A 26,146-nucleotide genomic window follows, 5' to 3' on the forward strand; every position below is an offset into this window, starting at 1 on the left:
AGATGAATGAATTTTTTCCTTTAGCAAGCGCCGCCGGGATGACCGTCGGCCTTGCCGTTTGTGCGCTGATCATTGGCCTGGCACTCGCGATGTTGTTTGCCGTCTGGGAGTCAGCTAAATGGCGCCCAGTGGCATGGACAGGCTCGGCTGTGGTCACCCTTCTGCGCGGACTACCGGAAATCCTGGTGGTTCTGTTTATCTATTTCGGCTCCTCACAGCTGCTTCTGACGCTGGCGGATGGGTTTACGGTAAATCTTGGGTTCGTGCAGATCCCAATACAGATGCAGATCGAAAACTTCGACGTCAGTCCGTTCCTGTGCGGGGTTATCGCACTGTCATTGCTGTATGCGGCCTATGCGTCGCAAACGCTGCGTGGCGCGTTGAAAGCCGTCCCGCTCGGACAATGGGAGTCAGGTCAGGCGCTGGGGCTGTCCAAAACCGCGATCTTCTTTCGTCTGGTGATGCCGCAGATGTGGCGTCATGCCCTGCCCGGTCTGGGTAACCAGTGGCTGGTTCTGCTGAAAGATACCGCGTTGGTGAGCCTTATTAGCGTCAACGATCTGATGCTACAAACTAAAAGCATTGCGACGCGTACCCAGGAGCCGTTTACCTGGTACATCGTGGCGGCGGCCATTTACCTGGTGATTACGCTGGTGAGTCAGTACATCCTCAAACGCATTGACCTGCGCGCGACACGTTTTGAGCGGAGACCGGGCTGATGCTTGAGTATTTACCTGAACTGATGAAAGGGCTGCATACCAGCCTGACGCTGACGGTCGCCTCCATTGTGGTTGCGCTGGTTATGGCGCTAATTTTTACCATCATCCTGACGCTGAAGACGCCGGTGCTGGTGTGGCTGGTGCGCATCTACATCACGCTGTTTACCGGTACGCCGCTGCTGGTACAGATCTTCCTGATCTACTACGGTCCGGGCCAGTTTCCTGCGTTGCAGGAGTATCCGGTGCTCTGGCATCTGCTGTCTGAGCCATGGTTGTGCGCCTTGATTGCGCTGTCATTAAACAGTGCCGCGTATACGACACAGCTGTTTTACGGCGCTATTCGCGCAATCCCGGAAGGTCAGTGGCAATCCTGCGGCGCGCTGGGGATGAGCAAAAAGGACACACTGGCGATTCTATTGCCGTACGCCTTTAAACGCGCCCTCTCCTCATATTCCAACGAAGTGGTACTGGTGTTCAAGAGTACCTCTCTGGCCTATACCATCACGCTGATGGAAGTCATGGGTTACAGCCAGCTGTTGTATGGTCGCACTTATGACGTCATGGTCTTCGGCGCGGCGGGCGTGATTTATCTGATTGTTAACGGCCTACTGACGCTGATGATGCGCCTAATCGAGCGTAAAGCGCTGGCGTTTGAACACCGCAATTAAGTCAATAACTGCATAAAGCTGAATAGTAAAGGCGGGCATGTCTCTGGACTGTCCGCTTTTTTTTATTCAACAAAAAATACTTAATCATTTTTATTGCATACAAATTCATTAAATGGCATTGTAAATCAACGCCGCAGACACGGTGAATCATCATAAGATTGACAGACGGGAGTTCCACCATGAAAAAGTTAGTCCTGGCCGCATTACTTGCTACCTTCGCCGCTGGCGCCTCAGCTGCTGATAAAATCAATTTCGGTGTCTCAGCAACCTACCCGCCATTTGAATCGCTGGACGCCAGCAATAAAATTGTCGGTTTTGACATCGATCTGGCATCGGCATTATGCAAACAAATGCAGGCTGACTGTACTTTTACCAATCATGCTTTCGACAGCCTGATCCCCGCGCTGAAATTCAAAAAATACGATGCGGTAATTTCCGGTATGGATATCACGCCAGAGCGTAGTAAGCAGGTCTCTTTTACCCAGCCCTACTATGCCAACTCAGCGCTGGTGATTGCGAAAAAAGACACCTATAAAACCTTTGCCGATTTGAAAGGCAAACGTATCGGCATGGAAAACGGCACCACGCACCAGAAATATCTGCAGGACAAACATCCTGAAGTGAAAACAGTGGCATACGACAGCTACCAGAATGCGATCATTGACTTGAAAAACGGGCGTATTGATGGCGTATTTGGCGATACCGCCGTGGTTAATGAGTGGCTGAAAACCAACCCGCAGTTAGGCGTGGCAACGGACAAAGTCACCGATCCACAATACTTCGGCACCGGCCTTGGCATTGCAGTTCGCCCGGATAACAAAGTGCTGTTGGAAAAACTAAACACCGCGCTGGCCGCCATTAAAGCTGATGGTACCTATCAGAAAATCAGCGACCAGTGGTTCCCACAGTAATACTTTCACAGCCCTACCTGAAAAGCCGCAAACCGCGGCTTTTTACGTTTAACGTCCGCGCTTTCGGTTAGTTCTTACGCCATAAATACATTCCTGGCATACACTTGTTAAAACGATAAAAGTGAGGCCATAGGATGATAGCATTCCCTGCCAGCTTACTGATCCTGAATGGAAAAAGTGCTGATAATCTCTCCCTACGTGAGGCGATAGCGCTGCTGCGTGATGAAGGTGTAGAAATCCACGTGCGCGTCACCTGGGAAAAGGGTGACGCCCGGCGCTACGTGGATGAGGCGCGTCAGCTGGGTGTTGCCACCGTTATTGCGGGCGGCGGCGATGGCACCATCAACGAGGTTTCTACCGCGCTAATCCACTGCCAGGGGGACAATATTCCCGCACTGGGGATTTTACCGTTGGGAACCGCAAATGACTTTGCCACAAGTGCAGGTATTCCGGAGACGTTAGATAAAGCATTAAAGCTGGCCATTGCCGGCAATGCGACTGAGATCGATATGGTACAGGTCAACGATAAAACCTGTTTTATCAATATGGCAACCGGCGGCTTCGGCACACGCATCACCACCGAAACGCCAGAAAAACTCAAGGCCGCGCTGGGTGGCGTGTCATACTTTATCCATGGGCTCATGCGCATGGATACGCTGAAACCCGACAGCTGTGACATTCGCGGGGAAAACTTTCACTGGCAGGGTGACGCACTGGTGATCGGCATTGGTAATGGTCGACAAGCTGGCGGTGGGCAGCAGCTTTGCCCCACGGCGTTGATCAACGATGGTCTGTTACAACTGCGCATTTTTACCGGCGATGAGCTGCTTCCAGCGTTGCTTTCGGCACTCACCCAATCCGATGACAATCCCAATATTATTGACGGCGCATCATCGTGGTTTGATATCCGCGCCCCCCATGAAATCACCTTTAATCTCGATGGTGAACCGCTAAGCGGGCAGGAATTTCACATCGAAATCCTCCCCGCCGCGCTACGCTGCCGGTTACCGCCCGGTTGTCCGCTACTGCGCTAATACACGGCCACACGCGATGACTCAGGCAATAGTAACTTTGTTATCCAGATAAACATCCTGCACGGCGTTAATCAACTTAACGCCGTCAGCCATGGTTTTCTTGAATGCCTTACGTCCGAGGATCAGCCCCATACCACCAGCACGCTTATTAATCACCGCTGTGCGGACCGCATCGCTGAGATCGGTTTCTCCCCCTGCCGCGCCGCCCGAGTTAATCAGCCCCGCACGCCCCATATAGCAGTTAGCCAGTTGATAACGCACCAGATCAATCGGGTTGTCGCTGGTCAGCTTGCTGTAAACGCGATCGTCGGTATAGCCAAAATTAACAGCCTTATACCCGCCGTTATTTTCTGCCATTTTCTGCTTAACAATATCCGCCCCGATGGTGGCCGCCAGGTGGTTTGCCTGCCCGGTCAGGTCGGCGGAAACATGGTAATCCACCCCGTCTTTCTTGAATGCGGAGTTGCGTAGATAGGCCCACAGTACCGTCACCATACCCAACTCATGCGCGCGTTCAAACGCCGCAGAAATCTCTTCAATCTGACGACGAGATTCTTCTGAACCAAAATAGATTGTCGCCCCAACCGCCACCGCGCCCATATTGAACGCCTGCTCCACGCTGGCATACAGCGTTTGGTCAAAAGTATTCGGGTAGCTGAGCGTTTCATTGTGGTTAATTTTTACAAGGAACGGAATACGGTGCGCGTAGCGGCGGGAAACGGAAGCCAGTACGCCATAGGTCGACGCTACGCAGTTACAGCCCGCTTCGATAGCCAGCTCAACAATATTTTTTGGATCAAAGTACAGCGGATTGGCGGCAAAAGAGGCCCCAGCGGAGTGCTCCACACCCTGGTCTACCGGCAGAATCGACAAGTATCCTGTACCTGCGAGTCGGCCCGTGTTGTACAACGTCTGCATATTACGTAGCACGGCAGGCGGACGGTTATTATCTACCATCACGCGGTCGACGTAATCATGGCCTGGCAGGTAAAGTTGGTCAGAAGGAATGGTCATACAACGATGCTGTAAGAGGTTGTCGGCATCTTTGCCAAGCAACTGCGCAATATCAGTCATAGCTATGCTCCCGTAAGTTCCGGTTGGATACCGGAATGTGAAATATCCTGACCCGCCTTGTTGCGGGCAGCCATAAGCCTGGTACCGACTGCGCTTTTTTTCCATCTTTAGCGCACTTTTCAGTCCTTTCCGCTGGCTCGATTCAGGCATTAAAAAATGTTACGGCGGTCAAAATTAAAACACAAAGGTATTTCAAAGGTATTATCAAATGGTACTATCGCGACGTACCTTACCTGTCATGAAGGATTTAAAGATGAAAACTACAGCAAAGCTGTCGTTCATGATGTTTGTGGAGTGGTTTATCTGGGGCGCCTGGTTTGTACCGCTTTGGCTATGGCTGAGTAAAAGCGGATTTACCGCCGGTGAAATTGGCTGGTCCTACGCCTGTACAGCGATCGCCGCGATCCTGTCGCCAATTTTCGTCGGTTCACTCACCGACCGCTTTTTTTCCGCGCAAAAAGTCTTGGCGGTGTTGATGTTCGTTGGCGCCATTCTGATGTACTTCGCCGCGCAACAGACCACCTTCGGCGGCTTTTTCCCGCTATTGTTGGCGTATTCACTCACCTATATGCCCACCATTGCGCTGACCAACAGTATTGCCTTTGCCAACGTCCCGGACGTCGAGCGTGATTTCCCACGCATTCGCGTAATGGGTACCATTGGCTGGATTGCCTCCGGTTTAGCCTGCGGGTTCTTGCCGCAAATGCTGGGCTATAGCGACATATCGCCGACCAATATCCCGTTGCTGATCACTGCCGGGAGCTCCGCGCTGCTGGGGATCTTCGCCTTCTTCTTACCGGATACGCCGCCAAAAAGCACCGGCAAGATGGATATCAAAGTCATGCTGGGGCTGGATGCACTAATTCTGCTGCGCGATAAAAACTTCCTCGTCTTTTTCTTCTGTTCGTTCTTGTTTGCGATGCCGCTGGCGTTTTACTACATTTTCGCCAACGGCTACCTGACCGAAGTCGGGATGAAAAATGCCACCGGCTGGATGACGCTGGGTCAGTTCTCGGAAATCTTCTTTATGCTGGCGCTGCCGTTCTTCACTAAGCGCTTTGGCATTAAAAAGGTATTATTACTTGGTCTTATCACTGCTGCGATCCGCTATGGCTTTTTCGTTTACGGTGGCGCGGAAGAATATTTCACCTACGCGCTGCTGTTTCTCGGCATCCTGCTACACGGCGTCAGTTACGATTTCTACTACGTCACGGCCTATATCTATGTAGACAAAAAAGCGCCCGTGCATATGCGTACCGCCGCACAAGGTTTGATCACCCTCTGCTGTCAAGGATTCGGCAGCCTGCTGGGCTATCGTCTGGGCGGAGTGATGATGGAAAAAATGTTTGCTTATAAAGAGCCAGTCAACGGTCTCACCTTTAACTGGGCAGGCATGTGGGGCTTTGGCGCAGTCATGATTGCCGTCATTGCCGTGCTGTTTATGATTTTCTTTCGCGAATCCGACAAAGAAATCACCGCAATTAACGTGGACGACCGCGATCTGGCATTGAAAAAAGGGGAAGTAAAATGAAAGCAGAGCGTATTCTCGGTGCTCTTTATGGGCAGGCGTTAGGGGATGCGATGGGCATGCCGTCAGAGCTATGGCCCAGAACCCGCGTGAAAGCACACTTTGGCTGGATCGACCACTTTTTGCCCGGCCCCGCGGAAAATAACGCCGCCTGCTATTTTAATCAGGCGGAGTTCACAGACGACACAGCCATGGCGCTGTGCCTGGCTGACGCCCTGCTGGAATGCAACGGGGAAATTGTCCCCGACGTCATTGGCCGCAATATCCTGGCCTGGGCGGAAGATTTCGATGCCTTCAATAAAAACGTGCTAGGCCCCACCTCGAAGATTGCCCTTAAGGCCATCCGCGACGGCAAACCCGTTACTGAGCTGGAAAACAACGGTATCACCAACGGTGCGGCCATGCGCGTTTCACCGTTAGGATGCCTGCTACCCGCACACGATCTTGATGCCTTCATTGATGATGTGGCGCTGGCGTCCAGCCCGACGCATAAATCGGATCTGGCGGTGGCCGGGGCCGTGGTTATCGCGTGGGCAGTTTCGCGCGCGGTCGACGGCGAACAATGGTGCGATATTGTCGACGCGCTTCCCGCCATTGCCCGCCACGCCCAGCAAAAACGGATCACCACCTTTAGCGCCTCGCTCGCGGCTCGCCTCGAACTGGCACTGAAAATCGTTCGTGATGCCAACGGTACCGAGTCTGCCAGCGAGCAGCTATATCAGGTGGTGGGAGCGGGCACCAGCACTATTGAATCCGTGCCCTGCGCCATCGCCATGGTGGAACTGGCACAAACCGACCCTAAGCGATGCGCTATTTTGTGCGCAAATCTTGGCGGTGACACCGACACCATCGGTGCCATGGCTACGGCAATTTGTGGCGCACTGCACGGCGTCGGCGCGATTGACCCTGTGTTGAAACAGGAACTGGATGCGGTCAACCAACTGGACTTTACCCGCTACGCCAGCGGATTAATGCGCCTGCGTGAGCAACGGGAGGCACGATGAGTACCACGCGTTTGCAGGCACTTCTCCCGCAGTTGCGCACCCAGCGCCCGGTGACGGTAGTCGGTGCGGCGGTGATCGATGTGATTGCCGATGCTTATTCCCTGCCCTGGCGCGGCTGTGACATTGAACTCAAACAGCAAGGCGTTAACGTCGGCGGTTGTGCGCTGAACATTGCCGTCGCGCTTAAGCGTTTAGGAATCGATGCCAGCAATGCCTTGCCGTTAGGTCAGGGGGTATGGGCCGATATTATCCGCAACCGGATGGCAAAAGAGGGAATACACAGTCTGATCGACCATGCCGAAGGTGATAACGGCTGGTGTCTGGCGTTAGTCGAGCCGGATGGCGAGCGGACGTTTATGTCCTTCAGCGGCGTCGAAAATCAGTGGAACGCCGACTGGCTGGCGCGGTTGACAATCCCGCGCCACAGTCTGGTCTATCTTTCCGGCTATCAGCTGGCTTCACCGTGCGGCGAGTTGCTGGTGCAGTGGCTGGAGAGTCTGGATGATGTGACGCCGTTTATCGATTTTGGGCCGCGCATCGGCGACATCCCCAATGCTTTACTGGTGCGAATAATGGCCTGTCACCCGCTGGTGTCACTGAATAGGCAGGAAGCAGACATTGCCGCAGAGCGGTTCAGGTTAAGCGTGGATGTCGAGGGTTTTGGTGCTGAGTGGATGAAGCGCTTTGCCGCGCCGGTGGTAGTCCGCCATGATAAAGACGGCGCATGGTATTTCAGTGAAAATACATCCGGCTGCGTGCCTGCATTTCCAACGACCGTGGTTGACACCATTGGCGCAGGCGACAGTCACGCTGGCGGTATGCTGGCCGGGCTGGCATCTGGCTGGTCGCTGGCCGATGCCGTTCTGCTGGGCAACGCGGTGGCGTCGTGGGTGGTTGGGCATCGCGGTGGCGATTGCGCCCCCTCGCGTGACGCGTTACTCCTCGCACACAAAGACGTATAGGTCGCTGCGGCAATAGCTGATGCTGTATTCAATGGGCCGGTGCTGCTGGTCAAGCGCAACTTGCTTGATCACCAGTACCGGCACTTTGCTGTCCATCTGAATATGCGACTGGAACTCCGCATCCGGCATACGGGCGCTGACACGGGAGCGCGTGCGCTGCGGGAAAATATGCTGGCTGCGAAAATAGTCGTACAGCGAGACGCCGATAGCATCCACATCATGAATAAGATGCGCAGGGACCCAGGATTCTTCAATAGAAACGGCATCTTCATCCACATAGCGAATACGTTTAAGCAGGAAGACATCACCGCCGGCGGTGATCGCCAGTTGCTGCGCAACGTCTTCCGGACATGGTACCACGCGTTTATTGACCCACAGCGTATCCGGTTTTTTTCCGCGTAACACCACCTGCTGAGAAAAGCCGCGCGCTTCTTTTAGCGAATATTCAAAGATATTGTTGATTTGCGTTCCATAACCCCGCGCGCGGGTTACCACTCCCTCTTCCTCCAGCGCCTGCATCGCTTTACGCACCGTAATGCGAGAAACGCCGGTCAACTGGCTGAGATCGCGCTCGCCTGGCAGAATATTGCCATGCTCAAGAATGCCGCTGCGTACAGCATTTTTGACCGTTTGCGCGAATTTCAGATACAGCGGCGTGTTATCCGCCGCTGAAATACGTTCATTCAGTTGCGCGATAAGCTGGGTATGCGCTTGTTCCATTTATCTTTTTCCTGGCCGCTGAAACTTCCGCCAGTATACGCATTTCTGTTCGTCACCACCACGCATGGAAATGATGAACGGGACCTATCCCCTCGCCCACTTCCAGGGTATCCGCCTTAGCCAGTGCCGCCGAAAGCCACATTTTGGCCTCCTGCACCGTATCGGCCCAGTTAGCATGACGCGGACGCAGCGCCGCCAACGCCGCCGACAGCGTACAACCTGTACCATGGGTGTTTTTGGTCTTCACTCTTGGCGCGGTAAAACGCTGCTCGCCCTCGCGGGTAAATAGCCAGTCAGGGCTTTGCACGTCATCCAGATGACCGCCCTTCATCAACACGGCTTCGCAGCCCAGCGCCTGCAGAGCGCGCCCTTGCTCCAGCATTTCCCGCTCAGTTCGGGCATGCGTGGTTTCAAGCAACGCCGCGGCCTCCGGCAGGTTCGGGGTGATGATCGACACCTGCGGCAACAGGCGAATACGCAGGGTTTCTACTGCAGAGGGAGACAGCAGCGGATCGCCACTTTTCGCCAGCATCACCGTATCAAGCACCACATTTTGTACCTGATGACGGCGTAAACGCCCGGCGACCGCTTCAACAATATCCGTTTCTGCCAGCATACCGATTTTGGTGGTATCAATGCGCACATCGCTGAACACGGAGTCCAGCTGCGCAGCAACAAAATCAGGTTCAATCCGATACACCGACTGCACACCACGCGTATTTTGTGCCACCAGCGCCGTGATAACCGAGCAGCCATAGGCCCCGAGCGCCGAGAATGTTTTTAAATCCGCCTGAATACCTGCCCCACCGCTAGGATCGGTTCCGGCAATCGTTAATGCGTTAATCTGTTTCATGCCTGCTCCTGCGCGTTCAGGTTATATAAAGCATCAAGGAATGCGGGAATAAAGCTTCCCGGTCCTGTCGCGTGCTTAGTGGCGAATTCACCGGCCTGTTTCATCCAGCTACAGGCAGACGCGACGTTACTCAGCCGATCACCCTGCAGTGCGGTGCTGGCAGCCACCACCGCTGACAAAGCGCACCCGGTGCCGACCACACGCGTCATCAGCGGATCACCGCCATTAACGCTCACAGTTCGCTGGCCATCGGTGACGTAATCCACTTCTCCGGTTACCACCACGATGGTGGCAATCCGACGCGCCAGCGCCTGTGCCGCAGGCAGTGCCGCGGCCGCTGAGTCAGTGGTATCCACACCGCGCCCGCCCCGTTTCATTCCCGCCAGAGCGAGTATTTCAGAGGCGTTACCGCGAACAGCAGCAGGCTGGAGCGAAAGTAACTCCAGGCAAAAACGACGGCGAAACTCCAGTGCACCAACGGCGACGGGATCAAGCGTCCAGGGCGTATTCACCCGCTGCGCCTGCGCGACCGCCGCACGCATAGCAACCGCGCGGCTCTCGGTCAGCGTACCGACATTAATCAGCACAGCATGGGCAACAGTCGCGAACTGGCTGGCTTCTTCAGGCTCGATCACCATGGCAGGTGACGCGCCCAATGCCAGAAGCGTATTGGCGGTAAAGCTCTGCACGACCTCATTGGTCATACAATGCGTGAGCGGAGAAAGGGTTCTAAATTGGTGTAAGGCGTGGGCCGCGAGCACGCGGCTGTGCAGGTCAGGCTGCATAGTTCAGCTCCTGCCCGCGTGAAAGAAGGGACACGAGCAGTGTCAGACTTCCCTACGCTGGCATTATCCAGATCAGGTGGTACGGGTATTTCTCAGCCTTCACAAAGAAGGGCACCCCGAGTCATTGTTACTTGTAAAACAATAAGTTACACATAAATGTGTACTACGATAGTGTAACCGGGTGCACAGACGTGGTGCAAGGAGTTTCAATCAATTTCACAATTCGCACGCTCTATTTCTCCCCGATGACGAAGAGACAATTTATATAGCTGTAATAAATAAAAGTCTGATAACGAAATTAACTAATAAAATGAAGGTGAAAATATTTCAATTTTTATTTTGTCATAATTACATTTTAAATAACTCAGCCAATAGATTTTTACAAATAATTAAAAACGGGTCGAAAAAATTTGTTAACTCATTTTGAAGCCATCCCCCTTTATAACAATATTCATTCCTCTTTTCGGACAAGTCAATCGTTAGCTTGCTATTTAATGTGGATGGATAAAACACCTATTTAAAGTTAACTTATCTACATGTAAACATTAAATAAAACAAATACACACACCCTAAATCCGTAGCCCTGGATGTTTTTTGTGATCTATGTCGACATTTAAATCCTTGGTCTATCAGATAGTTATTTCACTTCACTAAAAAAGATCGTGATTTAAAGATTAATCTATATTGATTTATACCGACAACCGCGGTTAGGCTTTGTATCAATCAAACACTATTGATGTTTCATATGGATAAAATTTTTTTGTCTATACCTCTTAAGGCTAATAGCATAACCAAAGGGGTGATTGTTTCCGCAATCGTTTCTTTATGCTTTGTAGTTCCAGGTATATTTATCAGGTGGTGTACACATCGCCATTTTAAATATAACTAGTTATTGTGACAATAGTTAATTATAGGTTTGGAAATGAAGTATAATAAATTAATGATGATAGCTATCGTGGCAGGTGCTTTTTCACTTTCCGGTTGTAATCTGGAAAAACAATATCTTGATGATTGTGAAGCTAACGGCATTGATCGTACCGCATGCTTTGAGCAATATCATGCCGATAATCGCGCCAACGCCGATCGTTACCAGGCTTACACGGAGAATAGCCGTAAGCTGGACGCGAAAAAACATTCTCATCATAACTAAGGTGTATTATGAAAACTAAATTAGCCCTGATTGCTCTTGTATGCTCTTTCGCCGTTATGCCTGCCCATGCGATTAATGCACATTATCGCGCTCAATTAGAGCGTTCTGGTTGTACACAAGTTAGTGATAGTGATGGGACTTGTGATATTCACAAAACCAAAGCGCAAAATGCGAAGGCTAAATCAGGCTCTAACACATTTACTGCTGATGCCGATCACGTACTAAATCAGCCAATTTCTACCAGTGCTGAATATCTCCTTGCTAAAGGATGGAAACCTAATAACGGTTTATGGAAGAAACAAGGTTATGTACTCTCGCTTAAAGTTGAAGCCGATACAGTCGTAAAAGCCCAACTTTCCAGAGGGTAAACCATCATAAGGCGGCTTAGGTCGCCTTTATTGATTGAAGATAATAACAATGTTGAAATCTTGCGATGTCGTCCTGTGACTACATCACAACAAACTGATGCAAATTGCAGAAGAGCAGCGGTATTGCTGAATTGCGGTTCAACGTTGCCGCCAGCCTGTACTTCACTTACACTTTTTACGAAATAACTGGAGTTCTCACAAAATAGTGCTTGTCAGATATCCTGTAAGCCCGGAATGATACACGACTGTTGTTGACGACCCGAATGAGTAGAGAGGATGGGTATGAAGAATAAAATGTTGCTGGGTGCACTACTGCTCGTAACCAGCGCAGTCTGGGCAGCGCCTGCTGCCACCGCAGCCCCTAAAGGCATCGATAAATATGAGCTGAGCAGCTTTATTGCTGACTTTACCCATTTCAAACCCGGTGACAAAGTTCCACCACTGTATCTCACCGAAGAATACACCATTAAGCAGTGGAACCTGCGTAACCTGCCCGCACCGACGGCAGGCACCCACTGGACCTACATGGGCGGCGCGTATGTGCTGGTCAATGATGCCGATGCTAAGATCATTAAAGCCTACGACGGCGAGATTTTTTATCATCGGTGAAGGTATTTAATTAAAATGAAGAACACGTACTGTCCAATGGGCAATTCGTGTTCTATTTTTTATATATAAAATCAATCATATGCAATAGTAAAAACAACCTTGCTTTGCACTTTCCCTGTTCGTAATGATTCACCATTAATTCGTGCATACCTTGCACTAACTATAAAATTATAATATTTATCAACAACCCCCATCTTTTTTATTCTTTTTAAAACAGAGCCATTTTTTATGGGGATACTAGTATCTGAACCACTGTAGATATTAAACCCCACACCTTGCGCACCATCAGCCAAAGTATTTTTTAGTGTAAGTTCATCATCCGACCAATCGCCAGAAGAAATTTTAAGTGTTACCGGGTTTGTTGCTACATTATTAACACCATTACATTCTAGCTTTAATGTATCAGAAACATTTCCTCCATATCTACCTGCCTGTAAATCATTTATAGAAATGTTAGGTAATGTAATAGAATAATCAGACTGTAGGAATTTACAAGTTGTTGGTTGGTGCGTTACATTAAAGGTTATACTTTGTGCAAATGAAGCATTAAGCCCAAAGCATGCAAGAATATTTTGCCAACTGCAGCTAGAATTTGATGAAAATATAATCGCATCAGAAACAGTAAAGGTGTTCATATTAGAAGACCTCAGATTTACATTACCAGGAGCATCGACATACTCCATCTTAAGTACAATATTTTTTGTATTAAATAAACTTGCCGCCGAATATTGCTTTCCGAATATAGATGAACTTGACGTATCTATCGGGAAATCACCTTCAACAGATGCATTTAACTTTATGTAGATAGATTTCTCACCTGAAATATCATATAGCTCAACTATGTAATTTTGTAACGCATTGACCATATACATTTTATCAGTAGGTAAGTGACAAGTAAAATTACCAGCGAAATTCGTATTGAAGTTTTGAGAACTCGCTCCATCTGTTAAGGTAACACTAATATTATTACTATTTTTTTGTGAACCATTGCAAGTTGCATAAGCCATCATAGGAAATAACATGGTCAATATTATAAGATATTTTTTCATCTACCACCTCACCGACAAATATAAACTTTACTTTCATCAATCGTTTTGCCGAAAGTGATTGAACATGAAAGTCCCTGTTGTTTATCAACCGCCACTTTTATCTCTGATGGCACGTCGTTGGTACGAATAAAGACCTGGCTTCCCTGGCCGACCACACCAATATTGTGTCCATGATTGTCTTCTACTTCATAACCAAACGTCAGCGGTGAGCCATCAGGACGTAGCGCCCGGATGTACCACGGTTTACGTTGGTCGGTCTCAAACGTTGTCAGTACCACCGCCCCACGATACGGCGCGGTGCTGCGGCGGTTGCCCTGCAGGTCGGTTTCACTCCGGGTATTAGACACATCCAGCATCAGGTGGTTTTCGCGGTAAGGCGTCAGTCCATCGTAGACCACCACGCCATTGCGATTGGTGGTGCGGTATTTTTGCCCATTCACATACGCCCCTTCCAGACCCGGTGCATGCATCACGGCAAAGGTTTCTGACAGCCGGTTGGCCAAGTTCACCCCACCGGACCAGGCCACAAGGCCACCGGAAATACTGCCGCCTGCTTGCGTATATTTAGACGACTGGCTGTAGTTGCCGTTTAACGTCGCTATCGGCGCATTCCAGGTCAGATTGCCGCCTGCCGTTGTTTCGCTGTCCTGCCGTTGATGACTGAGATTCACCCCATAGTTAAACTGATCGCGACTGCCTGCGGTGCCGGAAAGTCCGGTATTGTTAGAAGCAAAGCCATCATCATCAAAGGTGGTCGAGTTCGATACATATAGATGCCGGCGCGGAGCGCTAATATCATCTCCCCAATCGAACGGAATAGAGATAAAGACGTTAAAACGCTTATCTTCGTGATGATCCTCGTTGTAAGTCTGACTGGCTGAAAAAGTATAGCTAATCCGTTGCCAGCTATTAGAATAACTCAACTGATAATCTTTACTGTTACCGCTACGCCCCCAGTAATCGCGCCACAGCGTACTGAGCGAAAACGAGCCCCACCCCTGCGGCAAAGACTGGCTGACGTTAGCCGAAAAACTGTTCTTACGACCAAAATCATTCTGATAATAGTCCGCGATGTCGTACACATCATTTTCATCACGATGGTAACTGTTTTTATTATTTGCCCAAACGTGATCGTTAAAAGTGCGATAGTCTTTGGAAGAGTAGCGATACGCCGCCAGGCCAAAACGGGTGGCGGTTTGCGTCAAATATTTATTATAAGCAATCTGGTAGCTCTGCCCGTCAAACACGTCACCGCTGTCCTGCTTACTGTGGGACTTTGTGGCATCGACAGAAATGGCGCCGATACGCGTGTTCCAGCCGGTGCCCAGGGTGAACGCGTTGTAGTTATCCGCCAGCATGGTGCCGCCATACAGCGTTAACAGATTATTCAGCCCGTACTGATAACTCATTTGTGCAAAGTCGGTCTGATTACTGGCCCCTTCAATATGGCTACGCCCGGCGGCAAAATCATATTTTGACACCCCAGGTTGCAGCATATTGGGCACCGCAGCGTACGGCACAAGATAAGTTGTTACCGATCCGTCAGCCTCTTTGATACTGACGTCAAGATCAGCACCACCGCCTGCAAGCTGCAAATCAGCAATAGAGAACGGGCCAGGTGGAACCTCTTTCTGGTAAACGACAAAACCGTTCTGTTCGATGGTGACCAGCGCGTTGCTTTGCGCAATCCCCTGAACCAGCGGCGTAAAATTCTGCTTTGAGTTTGGCAGCATCTGCATATCGCGATACAACCGTACGCCACTAAAGCGCACCGCATCAAAAATATCCGATGAGGTATACATATCCCCGGCACGCAGAGTGCCCAAAAGTTGCGGAATGCCGCGTTCCAGATACAGGGTATTACTTTTCCATTCACCGCTGCTGTCATCGGTTTTGTTATAGCTGGCATCGGAATGCAACTGCCAGCCCAGCAGATTTAACCCACTGGTAAAACGCGCATAGGTACTTTTACTGTTACCAGAATCCTTATAGTCGCTGTAATACTGGCTGGCATAGTACGAGGTATAGAAGGCATTGATGCCACGATCCCAGTTTTCCGGAGGAACATAGCCATTCTCAAGCTCATCGACATAGGCCTGCGGGACGCTGAGGTCCAGACGAAACGTGCCGATATCCCAGGCATAACTGCCTCCTTGCACCGCCTGCTTCAAGGTTGGGCATTCATTCTGCTTGTCCAACGCTTGCATATTTATACCCAGACGCGTTAATGCGTCGCGAGATAAACAGGTGTCATCCGGATTATCCTTAACGGTAATGTCATACTTACCACGCCACTGCTTATTGACGTAGATATCGATGTCATATTGTCCGGGTAGCGGTTGATTATCATCGAGGCGGAAATCGGAAACCTTCTCGCCCTTCATACCACCCATCATAAAGTTAGTGTCGAACGTTTCTTCTGCGGCGTGGGCGTCGATACCGAGCAGCAACAGTAATACCGCCGAAGCAATCGGAGTCATCCTTAACATAATCAACTCCTGTTATTTTAGGCTGACGTTATCGCTAATATAATTACCGTGGTCGTCAATAATGGTCATTTCATACTGATTAGCATTAGCGCCTTTTAGTGCCACATCCGAACTCGAAAGCGGGGCAAGCATAATGCTTTCGTTGTTTATTTTGACATTACCAGCTTTAACTTCCGTCACCGTAATCCAGTTAGCGGCATCATTCTTAATGGAATAAATACTGCCGCTACGTTTCATAGATAGTTTTTGAAACGTATACTTATTAACTGGTGAGATACCTTTAGGTCGATAAAATAGTTTATCCTATTCTGCATCGCGAACTTGAGTACATTCTTTCCTGCGCTGTCAGGATTGTTTGGAGGAATATCCAGAACATTGAGAAAAAATAGACTTTCTTTGTTGTTTGGCAGCATATTCGGTATTTTTTTGATTTTAATCTGCTGGCCTGAATCCCCAGCAACTTTAACAACTGGAGGCGTCAACAAAAACGGAACCTTAATCTTTTCTGGTGGTAGCGATGTATCACCATCATCAATCCATGACTGTACCAGCGATGAACGTTCTCCTTGGTTCATCAGCTGTACCAGTACTTCATTTTTTTCTGCCGGATAGATAATGCGAGTACCGTAGATCACAATGCCCGCATGCGCGGGCAGGACTATCGATGCAATGAGTATGACTGCGAGTCCTTTCATTTTGATGCCTCTTATACTTAAGTTTATTCTCTACAGTCGGTGAGCTGCGTAAGGGGAATCGTCATCCTTAGCGAAGAGATGAAAAACGTCGGCGGCAATGCCGCCGACCTGAAATTAATCCTCAGAAACACGCAAAACCAAATTTGAAATGACATCGCCTGCAGCCACATCATTGCTGGTTAATTTCAAATATTTCGCACTAAAAGGAATTGAATAATCTCCTGCAGCGTTTTTATAGTTTGAAATATCTAATGGTTTGGATACATCAAGTTCTGTAGCTTCTGACCCTAAATATAAATAATAGCCTACAGTGTCATTACCGCTTTTAATTGCTTTGTCATTACCAGGGATTTTACCTCCACTGATTAATGAGAGTTTAATTTTTGATGAATCTCCAGAGCACTTAATTTTAAGTACGTTACTGGTTACACCTACTGCATCATTATACGTGGTATATATGTCTTTTTGTGAAAAAACACTGGTTGGTACAGTAGGCATATTAATGCTTACAGAATCCCCACCAACGTCAAATGTGCATGGTGCATTTGTTACTTTCCCAGTAATGGTCAACTGTCCAGTTTCTACCTCTGCAGCAAAAGCCCCAGCGCTCATAAATACAGCAGACAGTACAGCAGCAGAAATAATTGAACGTTTCATAGTATCTTCCTTAATGAATTAATTTCTATTTGTTAAGAGGGTTCAACTCTTGAAATTAAATTCTCACACCAGAAACGTTACCGCAATGTAAACGCGTTGTTTTGTTGATTTAAAACAAATTACGAATTGCAATATAATTACAACAAATAAATGAAGATAAACATTATTTTTACATTTAATAAATCAGCGTTATTAACTGTTTTTTTAATTATTATCATAAATAAAAAAAGCACTCATCATTCATTGAAATGATGAGTGCCTAATGTCAATGCTGAAATTTTTAGTCGTAACGATTTAACACTATCTGTCGCAAAGCGTTCCCAGGTACAGAAATGACCTCAGTCACGACACCCTTCGCTGGAACAGGATCCACATGACTGACATTGGAAAGATGAAGAGATTGACCACATTTCTGTTGAACGTTGTTATTCACTATGTCAGCACTACAGGTTGGTTCAACGACTCGTCCACTGATTGTTAAGGTCGCCGTATCGGAAGCGAACGTAGAAGAACTCATTCCATAAGCCAGGGCTATAATTCCCATCAGTAAACTTTTTTTCATTTTAATCGTTATTCCTGTGGTTAACATCAAATAACATACAGAGGACCTGTTCAGTAGATTATGGGCAAAACAGCCTGTTTGAACCAATTGAAATTGTAGATTAATGGGATAGGTTTGATCAATTCAAATGATGCATTGAGGTGATTTATTCGGAAAAAGACATGAATTATAAACGCAGAGTGAACAATACCGTAAATTTATTTAAATCTATATATTCACCGCATCAATAATGCATTGATGCGGTGAATATCTGTAACACTATAAATTACACCGCGCGGAAGGCAATTTCGCCCGGAATAACTTCCCCCTGCCAGTACAGCTGCGCTGCCACGCGCCCTGCAAGGTCACGGTAAATGGCGGTAAATTCGCTGTCTGGGCGGCTGATAACCGTTGGCGTACCGCGATCGAGGTCTTCACGCAGAGAAATATGCAGCGGCATTTGTCCCAGCAGTTGGGTGTGGTACTGCTCGGCCAGTTTCTGCGCACCACCGGTGCCAAAGATTGGCTCATGATGACCGCAGTTGCTGCAAATATGCATACTCATATTCTCAACAATACCCAACACCGGCACTTCGACTTTTTCGAACATCACAATGCCTTTTTTCGCATCGATAAGCGCAATGTCCTGCGGCGTGGTGACCACCACCGCCCCCGTGACCGGAATGTTCTGTGCCAGCGTCAGCTGAATGTCACCGGTGCCCGGCGGCATATCCAGGACCAGATAATCCAGATCCGGCCATAATGTTTCTTGCAGCATCTGCAGCAGCGCTTTACTGGCCATCGGGCCGCGCCACACCATGGCGTTATCGTCAGTGACCAGATAACCAATGGAGTTGGTTGCCAGGCCATGAGACATAATCGGTGCCATATGGGTGCCGTCCGGTGAGGTCGGACGCTGATTTTCCGCGCCGAGCATCGTCGGGATAGACGGGCCATAAATATCGGCATCGAGAATACCGACCTTAGCCCCTTCCGCGGCAAGCGCCAGCGCCAGGTTAACGGCGGTTGAGGATTTACCTACCCCACCTTTACCAGAACTGACGGCAATGATGTTCTTCACACCGTTGATGCCTGGCTGGTTTTTCACGCGTTTCAGCGTCGCGATGTTGTGCGACAGCTTCCAGTCAATGGCTTTCGCGCCGGTGATGCGCAGTAGATCGGCACTGCATTGCTCTTTTAATACATCAAACGCGCTGTGCCAGACGAACGGCATCACCAGCTCAACGTGCAGCGTGTCATCCATCCAGGCGACATGGTGCAACGCTTTTAGCGTCGTCAGATTATGCTTCAGGGTTGAATGCTGAAAATTCGCCAGCGTCCCGGCGACCATTGCGCGCAGGGTTTCTGGTGATTTGGCCTGGGATTGTGCGTTCATCCCGACTCCTTTTTGTTGTTCTGAAAGACGATTGTCACCTGCTAGTTTACTCTAACCGCGACAATTATTCATTTACGGATAAATGCCCTTATCACTTGGCGCAGTAATTACCATTTTGGTACTATCAAAGCCCTTTTCACTACAAAAGAAGTAATTGCCCACTATGACTCAAGTCGCGAAGAAAATTCTGGTAACGTGCGCGCTGCCGTACGCCAACGGCTCAATCCACCTCGGCCATATGCTGGAGCACATCCAGGCTGATGTCTGGGTCCGTTACCAGCGAATGCGCGGCCACCAGGTAAACTTCATCTGCGCGGACGACGCACACGGTACGCCAATCATGCTGAAGGCTCAGCAGCTTGGCATTACACCTGAGCAGATGATCGGTGAAATGAGCCAGGAGCATCAGACTGATTTTGCAGGGTTTGACATCAGCTACGACAACTACCACTCCACACACAGCGATGAAAACAGGGAGTTGTCCGAGCTTATTTACACGCGCCTGAAAGAAAACGGTTTTATTAAAAACCGCACTATCTCCCAGCTGTACGACCCGGAAAAAGGCATGTTCCTGCCGGACCGTTTCGTTAAAGGCACCTGCCCGAAATGTAAGGCTGCGGATCAGTACGGCGATAACTGCGAAGTGTGCGGTGCGACCTACAGCCCAACCGAACTCATCGAGCCGAAGTCCGTGGTTTCTGGCGCGACGCCGATCATGCGTGACTCCGAACACTTCTTCTTCGACCTGCCATCATTCAGCGAAATGCTGCAGGCATGGACGCGCAGCGGCGCGCTACAGGAGCAAGTGGCGAACAAAATGCAGGAATGGTTTGAATCCGGCCTGCAGCAGTGGGATATTTCCCGCGACTCACCGTACTTCGGTTTTGAAATTCCGAATGCGCCGGGCAAGTACTTCTATGTCTGGCTGGATGCGCCGATTGGCTACATGGGGTCGTTCAAAAACCTGTGCGACAAGCGCGGCGATACCACCAGCTTCGATGAATACTGGAAGAAAGACTCTGACGCCGAGCTGTATCACTTCATCGGCAAAGATATCGTCTACTTCCACAGCCTGTTCTGGCCTGCCATGCTGGAAGGAAGCAACTTCCGTAAACCGACTAACCTGTTCGTCCACGGATATGTGACGGTGAACGGCGCGAAGATGTCAAAATCTCGCGGCACCTTCATTAAAGCCAGCACCTGGCTGAAGCACTTTGATGCCGACAGCCTGCGCTACTACTACACAGCGAAGCTTTCTTCACGTATTGATGACATCGACCTGAACCTGGAAGATTTTGTCCAGCGTGTTAACGCCGACATCGTCAACAAAGTGGTCAACCTGGCATCCCGTAACGCGGGCTTTATCAGTAAGCGTTTTGACGGTGTACTGGCAGCTGAACTGGTCGATCCCGCACTGTACAAAACCTTTACAGACGCCGCAGCAGTGATTGGCGAAGCGTGGGAAAGCCGCGAGTTCGGTAAAGCCATTCGTGAAATCATGGCGCTGGCCGACATGGCTAACCGCTACGTTGACGAACAAGCTCCGTGGGTTGTCGCCAAACAGGAAGGTCGTGACGCCGACCTGCAGGCAATTTGCTCCATGGGTATCAACCTGTTCCGCGTCCTGATGACCTACCTGAAGCCGGTTCTGCCAACGTTGAGCGAGCGTGTCGAAGCGTTCCTGAACAGCGAACTGACCTGGGATGCCATCCAGCAACCGCTTCTCGGCCACAAGGTCAATACCTTCAAAGCACTGTACAACCGCATCGACATGAAACAGGTTGAAGCCCTGGTGGAATCATCGAAAGAAGAAGTGAAAGCGGCTGCTGCACCGGTTACCGGCCCGCTGGCGGACGACCCGATTCAGGAAACCATCACCTTTGACGATTTTGCCAAAGTGGACCTGCGCGTGGCGCTGATCGAAAACGCCGAGTTCGTTGACGGCTCCGACAAACTGCTGCGCCTGACCCTGGATCTGGGCGGCGAAAAGCGTAATGTCTTCTCCGGCATCCGTTCTGCCTACCCGGACCCGCAGGTGCTGATTGGTCGCCAGACCGTTATGGTGGCTAACCTGGCACCACGAAAAATGCGCTTCGGGATCTCAGAGGGAATGGTAATGGCCGCAGGCCCTGGCGGGAAAGATATCTTCCTGCTAAGTCCTGACGAGGGCGCCAAACCTGGCCAACAGGTGAAGTAATCCTCACATCAAGCGCTGCAACTGCAGCGCTTTTTTTTGATAACCTGTGTTACCTATACCCTAAATAATTCGAGTTGCTTAAAGGCGGCAAGGGAGTGAGTCCCCAGGAGCATAGATAACTATGTGACTGGGGTGAGCGAGCGTAGCCAACACATAAGCAACTTGAAGTATGACGGGTATATACCTTTAATCTGAAATACCCCTCTCACTCCATTTTCGGACTGCCTGATTCCGCATAAACCTCTTATTCTGTATCCCCTCTGGCGCTCAGGAGTATTGAGAACACCAGATTCCCGGGGATTATTTTCGGCATCAAATATTCATAAAATGGAGTTTTACATGAACATGTTTAAGAAATTATTTACGCTGGCCATTGCGTCTGTGCTGGCTTTTTCTCTGGCAGGCTGCGGTGATAAAGAAGGAAGCAAAAAATACAGTGCTAATCTGAACGGCGTGGAAATTTCCATTACCTACACCTATAAAGGCGATAAGGTTCTGAAACAAACGTCAGAGAGCAAAATTAACTATGCTTCTATCGGCGCAACCGACAAAGAGAGTGCGGCAAAAGTGCTGGATGCTCTGAGTGCGAAATATAAAAACATCGCAGGTATAGAAGAAAAACTGACATATTCCGATACCTACGCGCAGGAAAATGTCACTATCGATATGGAAAAGGTTGATTTTAAAGCCTTGCAAGGTATTTCCGGGATCAACATTTCTGCGGACGATGCAGCGAAAGGCATCACCATGAAACAAATGGAAACCATCATGACGGCGGCAGGCTTTAAAGAAGTCAAATAATCGCACCGGCGACCCGGTTTTAACCGTGGTCGCCAGTCTATTTTTACGCTTTCGTGCTGTGCACCCGCTTGGTCAAACCACGCAGGAAATAGCGTAAAAACTGGTCTCCGCACTCGCGGTAGTTTTTATGGTCCGGCGCACGCATCATGGCGGTGATTTCCGGCATCGACACGCGGAATTTCTGCTCAGTCATAATGGCCAGAATATCATCGGTTTTCAGTGAAAAGGCGATACGCAGCTTTTTCAACACCGTATTGTTGTTCACCCGACGCTCAAGCGCCAGCTCAGGCGCCGAATCATCTTTGCCACGCAGATGGTAGATCAGACCGTTTAAAAAACCGGAGAGAATAATGTCCGGGCAGCGAACAAACCCGTCTTCATCTTCTTTCGTCATCCAGGTGTCGAAACCTGCAGAGGTGGATTCCATGTCAGCAAGCGCAAGGATCCGCACCATGTCGTTATTGTTCGCTTTCAGGGTGTAGCGCAGGCTACGAAGAATGTCGTTACTTAGCATAGAGCCTTCAACTGTCGATGATGCAATGGCGCGCAGTGTATCAGTTTTACAGGCCAATCGCCTCTTTTAGGCTTTTAAGATAACGGCGGCTCACCGGCACAGTCAGACCGTTACGTAAAATCAACTCGGCCTGGCCGTTATCCTCCAGACGAATCTCCTGCAGCTGCGCCATGTTCACCAGGTATTGTCGATGGCAGCGCAACAGCGGCGTGCGGCTCTCCAGCGTTCTCAACGTAAGCTCGGTAAAACCTTCTTTGCCATCGCTGCTGGTGACAAAGACGCCGCTCATGCGGCTGCTGACAAAAGCGACATCATCCATTTGCAGCAGATAAATGCGACTATGCCCGGAGCACGGAATAAATTTTAACGCCTGCTGGTTTTCCGGCAGCACCGACACATCCTGCTTCGTGCGCTCCTGGCGTAAACGGATCAGCGTTTTCTCCAGCCGGGTTTCTTCAATCGGCTTGAGCAAATAATCAAAGGCATGTTCTTCAAAAGCTTTCACCGCGTACTCATCAAACGCAGTCAGAAAAACAATATACGGACGATGCTCCGGATCGAGCATGCCGACCATTTCCAGACCGCTAATACGTGGCATCTGGATATCGAGAAACAGCACATCCGGGCGTAATTTATGCACTGCACCGATGGCCTCAACCGCATTTGAACATTCCCCCACAATCTCAATGTCGCTTTGCTCCTGCAACAGGATCCGCAGATTTTCCCGCGCTAACGGTTCGTCATCCACAATCAACACTTTGATCATGCCAGTTCCTCCAGAGGAAGTCGTAAAGTGATTCGGGTAAAGAGGTCAGGTTCACACACTACGCTGATGCCAAAATCATCGCCAAACCGCTCACGCAGTCGCTTATCCACCAGATTCATCCCCAGCCCGCTGGCCTCGGTTGTCGGCAGATACAGGCCGGCATTATCTTCGATATCCAGCATCAGATACTGCCCTTCTCGCCGGGCTGTAATGGAGACTTCACCAGTATCAAGTAGCTGAGAGGTGCCGTGCTTAATCGCATTCTCGACAATGGGCTGCAACGTAAATGCCGGCAATTGCTGATGCGAAAGTTCATCCGGTACTGTTAAGGTGACCTGCAGGCGCGACTGAAAGCGCGCCTTTTCAATTTGCAGGTAGGCGTTAACGTGTTCAATTTCATCGGCCAACGTCACAATCTCTGACGGTCGTTTGAGGTTTTTGCGAAAGAAGGTCGACAGATATTGCACCAGCTGACTGGCCTGCTCGCTATCGCGGCGGACCACCGCTTTAATGGTATTGAGCGCATTAAACAAAAAATGGGGATTCACCTGCGCATGCAGGAGCTTAATTTCTGACTGCGTGAGCATTGCTTTTTGGCGCTCATATTGCCCGGCGAGGATCTGCGCAGACAGCAGTTGCGCAATCCCTTCGCCCAGCGTGCGGTTAATCGAACTAAACAGGCGGTTTTTGGCTTCGTACAGTTTGATGGTCCCCATCACCCGCTGGTTTTCACCACGCAAAGGGATCACCAGCGTCGAACCTAATTTGCAGTGCGGATGCAGCGAACAACGGTAAGGCACCTCGTTGCCGTCGGCATACACCACCTCTCCGGTTTCAATCGCTTTTTGGGTATAAGAGGATGAAATCGGCCTGCCGGGCAGATGATGGTCGTCGCCAATTCCGGTAAAGGCCAGCAACTTATCACGATCGGTGATCGCCACCGCACCGATGTCCAGCTCCTCGTAAAGCACCTGGGCGACCTTCATGCTGTTAACCTCATTGAACCCCTGGCGCAATATGCCTTCCGTTGAGGCGGCAACTTTTAGCGCAGTAGCAGAAAACGCCGAGGTGTATTTTTCAAACATCGCCCGTTTGTCGAGCAAAATACGCATAAACAACGCCGCACCCACGGTATTGGTGACCATCATCGGCGCGGCAATATTACTCACCAGGTGCAGCGCATTATCAAAGGGACGCGCAATCAATAAAATGATCAGCATCTGCACCAGTTCGGCAAAAAAGGTGATGGCGCCCGCCGTCAGCGGGCTAAAGACTTTATCTGTACGACCGCGACGGGTCAGCACGCTGTGAACCAGCCCGCCAAGCAGCCCTTCGACAATGGTCGAGATCATGCAGCTCAGAGCCGTCATGCCGCCCATCGAATAGCGATGCAGACCGCCGGTCAGCCCGACCAGCCCGCCAACCACCGGGCCGCCAAGCAAGCCACCCATCACCGCGCCAATTGCGCGGGTGTTGGCAATGGAGTCTTCAATATGCAGCCCCAGGTAGGTGCCCAGGATACAAAAGATGGAAAAGGTGACGTAGCAAAGGAGTTTGTGCGGCAGTCGGATAGTCACCTGCATCAGCGGGATAAACAAACGCGTTTTGCTCATTAACCACGCAATAACGAGAAACACGCACATCTGCTGTAGCAGCAGCAACACCAGATTAAACTCGTACATACCCGCCAACCACAGTCTTCTTAAAAGCGCGTAACATACATGGGCTGCGCGTAACTTTCTTTGAACTGTTGCAAAAAATGAGGAATTTGTGAGAACGGTCACTCAAAAGCGTGGGTATGACTACAAAATCACCCGTTATCTGAGCAAAAAACAGACAAAACTACCTGGTTCGCAAAAGAGCGTCTAAAGTAAAACTGGGACCTCGCGAGCAAGAGTGAGACAACAAATGGCGCTTTACACCATCGGTGAAGTGGCTTTGCTTTGTGATATCAACCCTGTCACTTTACGTGCGTGGCAGAGGCGTTATGGATTGCTGAAACCGCAGCGCACAGACGGCGGTCATCGTCTGTTTAACGATGCGGATATCGACAGGATCCGTGAGATTAAACGCTGGATAAACAACGGAGTGCAGGTCAGTAAAGTTAAAATGTTACTCAGCAATGAGAACATCGATATACACAACGGCTGGCGTGAGCAACAAGAAACGCTGCTCAGCTATTTGCAAAGTAATAATTTGCATAGCCTGCGGATGTGGATCAAAGAGCGTGGCCAGGATTATCCCGCTCAGACGCTTAACACCCATCTGTTCATTCCGTTGCGGCGACGCCTGCAATGTCAGCAACCCATCCTTCAGGCGCTGCTCGGCATTCTTGACGGCGTGCTGATTAACTACATTGCGATTTGCCTCGCCTCTGCCCGCAAAAAGCAGGGTAAAGATGCGCTGGTTGTCGGCTGGAATATTCACGATACCACCCGACTATGGCTGGAAGGTTGGGTTGCCAGCCAGCAGGGGTGGCGAGTTGACGTGCTGGCTCACTCGCTCAATCAACTGCGACCGGAACTGTTTGAAGGTCGGACATTACTGGTGTGGTGCGGCGATAACCAGACGGTAGCTCAACACCAACAATTAACCGAGTGGCGTGCGCTAGGGCACGATATTTATCCACTCGGTATTTAATATTCCATTAACAAAC

25 protein-coding genes, 1 pseudogene and 1 riboswitch are annotated in these 26,146 nt (G+C 49.9%); of the genes and pseudogenes, 13 read left to right on the plus strand and 13 right to left on the minus strand.

From position 1 onward, the window contains the following. Window positions 1–2: 2 nt before the first annotated feature. The 4 genes from artQ (at window position 3) to yegS (ending at window position 3,332) form a co-directional block, all read left to right on the plus strand. On the plus strand, window positions 3–719 hold the full coding sequence (gene artQ / locus IMQ48_RS17385) for an arginine ABC transporter permease ArtQ (RefSeq protein ID WP_196210004.1): 717 nt from the start codon (window positions 3–5) through the stop codon (window positions 717–719). Next, window positions 719–1,387, plus strand: a complete 669-nt coding sequence (gene artM / locus IMQ48_RS17390; RefSeq protein WP_196210005.1) for an arginine ABC transporter permease ArtM — start codon at window positions 719–721, stop codon at window positions 1,385–1,387. The genes artQ and artM overlap by 1 nt, the downstream gene beginning before the upstream one ends. A 179-nt stretch (window positions 1,388–1,566) precedes the next feature. Next, window positions 1,567–2,298: an arginine ABC transporter substrate-binding protein ArtJ gene (artJ, locus tag IMQ48_RS17395; RefSeq protein ID WP_196210006.1), complete on the plus strand. Its 732-nt coding sequence runs from the start codon at window positions 1,567–1,569 to the stop codon at window positions 2,296–2,298. A gap of 134 nt (window positions 2,299–2,432) precedes the next feature. After that, the gene (yegS, locus tag IMQ48_RS17400; RefSeq protein ID WP_196210007.1) at window positions 2,433–3,332 is read left to right on the plus strand and encodes a lipid kinase YegS; all 900 of its coding nucleotides are present in this window, start codon (window positions 2,433–2,435) and stop codon (window positions 3,330–3,332) included. Window positions 3,333–3,353: 21 nt separating this feature from the next. Here the strand turns inward: yegS and fbaB are convergent, their stop codons facing one another. Beyond that, on the minus strand, window positions 3,354–4,406 hold the full coding sequence (gene fbaB / locus IMQ48_RS17405) for a class I fructose-bisphosphate aldolase (RefSeq protein WP_005129139.1): 1,053 nt from the start codon (window positions 4,404–4,406) through the stop codon (window positions 3,354–3,356). Window positions 4,407–4,659: 253 nt separating this feature from the next. Here fbaB and IMQ48_RS17410 point away from each other — a divergent pair, with 253 nt between their 5' ends. Genes IMQ48_RS17410 through IMQ48_RS17420 form a run of 3 tightly spaced genes read left to right on the plus strand, consistent with a single transcriptional unit; the run spans window position 4,660 to window position 7,900 of the window. Continuing rightward, window positions 4,660–5,937: a nucleoside permease gene (locus tag IMQ48_RS17410; protein WP_196210008.1), complete on the plus strand. Its 1,278-nt coding sequence runs from the start codon at window positions 4,660–4,662 to the stop codon at window positions 5,935–5,937. After that, complete coding sequence (locus tag IMQ48_RS17415; RefSeq protein WP_196210009.1) at window positions 5,934–6,938, plus strand: ADP-ribosylglycohydrolase family protein; 1,005 nt, start codon at window positions 5,934–5,936, stop codon at window positions 6,936–6,938. Before IMQ48_RS17410 ends, IMQ48_RS17415 begins: the two co-directional genes overlap by 4 nt. Next, window positions 6,935–7,900 carry a PfkB family carbohydrate kinase gene (locus IMQ48_RS17420; protein ID WP_196210010.1) on the plus strand — a complete coding sequence of 322 codons (966 nt, stop codon included), beginning with the start codon at window positions 6,935–6,937 and terminating at the stop codon, window positions 7,898–7,900. The genes IMQ48_RS17415 and IMQ48_RS17420 overlap by 4 nt, the downstream gene beginning before the upstream one ends. Here the strand turns inward: IMQ48_RS17420 and IMQ48_RS17425 are convergent. Genes IMQ48_RS17425 through thiM form a run of 3 tightly spaced genes read right to left on the minus strand, consistent with a single transcriptional unit; the run spans window position 7,874 to window position 10,258 of the window. After that, a complete protein-coding gene (locus IMQ48_RS17425; RefSeq protein ID WP_196210011.1) occupies window positions 7,874–8,620 on the minus strand; it encodes a GntR family transcriptional regulator in 747 nt (248 codons plus the stop codon). The genes IMQ48_RS17420 and IMQ48_RS17425 overlap by 27 nt on opposite strands. 52 nt (window positions 8,621–8,672) lie before the next feature. Next, window positions 8,673–9,473: a bifunctional hydroxymethylpyrimidine kinase/phosphomethylpyrimidine kinase gene (thiD, locus tag IMQ48_RS17430; RefSeq protein WP_196210012.1), complete on the minus strand. Its 801-nt coding sequence runs from the start codon at window positions 9,471–9,473 to the stop codon at window positions 8,673–8,675. After that, entirely contained in the window at window positions 9,470–10,258 is a 789-nt protein-coding gene (gene thiM / locus IMQ48_RS17435) for a hydroxyethylthiazole kinase (protein WP_196210013.1), read from the minus strand. Before thiM ends, thiD begins: the two co-directional genes overlap by 4 nt. 32 nt (window positions 10,259–10,290) lie before the next feature. Continuing rightward, window positions 10,291–10,387: riboswitch (TPP riboswitch) on the minus strand. Between the two features lie 793 nt (window positions 10,388–11,180). Here thiM and IMQ48_RS17440 point away from each other — a divergent pair. The 3 genes from IMQ48_RS17440 to IMQ48_RS17450 all read left to right on the plus strand — a co-directional run bounded on the left by IMQ48_RS17440 (window position 11,181) and on the right by IMQ48_RS17450 (window position 12,385). After that, window positions 11,181–11,408, plus strand: coding sequence for a hypothetical protein (locus tag IMQ48_RS17440; protein ID WP_196210014.1), 228 nt, complete (start codon window positions 11,181–11,183; stop codon window positions 11,406–11,408). An 8-nt stretch (window positions 11,409–11,416) separates the two neighbouring features. Next, window positions 11,417–11,776: a hypothetical protein gene (locus IMQ48_RS17445; protein ID WP_196210047.1), complete on the plus strand. Its 360-nt coding sequence runs from the start codon at window positions 11,417–11,419 to the stop codon at window positions 11,774–11,776. Window positions 11,777–12,052: 276 nt separating this feature from the next. Then, complete coding sequence (locus IMQ48_RS17450) at window positions 12,053–12,385, plus strand: RcnB family protein (protein WP_196210015.1); 333 nt, start codon at window positions 12,053–12,055, stop codon at window positions 12,383–12,385. Window positions 12,386–12,456: 71 nt separating this feature from the next. Here the strand turns inward: IMQ48_RS17450 and IMQ48_RS17455 are convergent, their stop codons facing one another. From IMQ48_RS17455 to apbC, 6 genes and pseudogenes are all read right to left on the minus strand, one after another. After that, the gene (locus tag IMQ48_RS17455; protein WP_196210016.1) at window positions 12,457–13,434 is read right to left on the minus strand and encodes a fimbrial protein; all 978 of its coding nucleotides are present in this window, start codon (window positions 13,432–13,434) and stop codon (window positions 12,457–12,459) included. An 8-nt stretch (window positions 13,435–13,442) separates the two neighbouring features. Beyond that, the gene (locus tag IMQ48_RS17460; RefSeq protein WP_196210017.1) at window positions 13,443–15,923 is read right to left on the minus strand and encodes a fimbrial biogenesis outer membrane usher protein; all 2,481 of its coding nucleotides are present in this window, start codon (window positions 15,921–15,923) and stop codon (window positions 13,443–13,445) included. 12 nt (window positions 15,924–15,935) lie between these two features. Beyond that, window positions 15,936–16,618, minus strand: a pseudogene (locus tag IMQ48_RS17465) (fimbria/pilus periplasmic chaperone). 114 nt (window positions 16,619–16,732) lie between these two features. Continuing rightward, window positions 16,733–17,275, minus strand: a complete 543-nt coding sequence (locus IMQ48_RS17470) for a fimbrial protein (RefSeq protein WP_196210018.1) — start codon at window positions 17,273–17,275, stop codon at window positions 16,733–16,735. A 280-nt stretch (window positions 17,276–17,555) separates the two neighbouring features. After that, window positions 17,556–17,837 carry a DUF2574 family protein gene (locus IMQ48_RS17475; protein WP_196210019.1) on the minus strand — a complete coding sequence of 94 codons (282 nt, stop codon included), beginning with the start codon at window positions 17,835–17,837 and terminating at the stop codon, window positions 17,556–17,558. 265 nt (window positions 17,838–18,102) lie between these two features. Beyond that, window positions 18,103–19,212: an iron-sulfur cluster carrier protein ApbC gene (gene apbC, locus IMQ48_RS17480; protein WP_196210020.1), complete on the minus strand. Its 1,110-nt coding sequence runs from the start codon at window positions 19,210–19,212 to the stop codon at window positions 18,103–18,105. A gap of 163 nt (window positions 19,213–19,375) precedes the next feature. Here apbC and metG point away from each other — a divergent pair, with 163 nt between their 5' ends. After that, window positions 19,376–21,409, plus strand: coding sequence for a methionine--tRNA ligase (gene metG / locus IMQ48_RS17485; protein WP_196210021.1), 2,034 nt, complete (start codon window positions 19,376–19,378; stop codon window positions 21,407–21,409). Between the two features lie 339 nt (window positions 21,410–21,748). Beyond that, window positions 21,749–22,210, plus strand: coding sequence for a YehR family lipoprotein (locus IMQ48_RS17490; protein WP_196210022.1), 462 nt, complete (start codon window positions 21,749–21,751; stop codon window positions 22,208–22,210). A 43-nt stretch (window positions 22,211–22,253) separates the two neighbouring features. On the opposite strand, the gene IMQ48_RS17495 is transcribed toward IMQ48_RS17490, so the two are convergent. Genes IMQ48_RS17495 through IMQ48_RS17505 form a run of 3 tightly spaced genes read right to left on the minus strand, consistent with a single transcriptional unit; the run spans window position 22,254 to window position 25,172 of the window. Next, window positions 22,254–22,724, minus strand: a complete 471-nt coding sequence (locus IMQ48_RS17495; protein WP_196210023.1) for a DUF1456 family protein — start codon at window positions 22,722–22,724, stop codon at window positions 22,254–22,256. A gap of 46 nt (window positions 22,725–22,770) precedes the next feature. Continuing rightward, window positions 22,771–23,490, minus strand: coding sequence for a two-component system response regulator BtsR (gene btsR / locus IMQ48_RS17500; protein WP_115258047.1), 720 nt, complete (start codon window positions 23,488–23,490; stop codon window positions 22,771–22,773). Next, entirely contained in the window at window positions 23,487–25,172 is a 1,686-nt protein-coding gene (locus IMQ48_RS17505; RefSeq protein ID WP_196210024.1) for a sensor histidine kinase, read from the minus strand. The genes btsR and IMQ48_RS17505 overlap by 4 nt, the downstream gene beginning before the upstream one ends. Window positions 25,173–25,398: 226 nt before the next feature. Between IMQ48_RS17505 and mlrA the strand changes: the two genes are divergently transcribed. After that, complete coding sequence (gene mlrA, locus IMQ48_RS17510) at window positions 25,399–26,130, plus strand: HTH-type transcriptional regulator MlrA (RefSeq protein ID WP_196210025.1); 732 nt, start codon at window positions 25,399–25,401, stop codon at window positions 26,128–26,130. The last annotated feature ends 16 nt before the right edge of the window (window positions 26,131–26,146 follow it).

Source organism: Citrobacter sp. Res13-Sevr-PEB04-36 (assembly GCF_015672735.1).
GTDB lineage: Bacteria > Pseudomonadota > Gammaproteobacteria > Enterobacterales > Enterobacteriaceae > Citrobacter.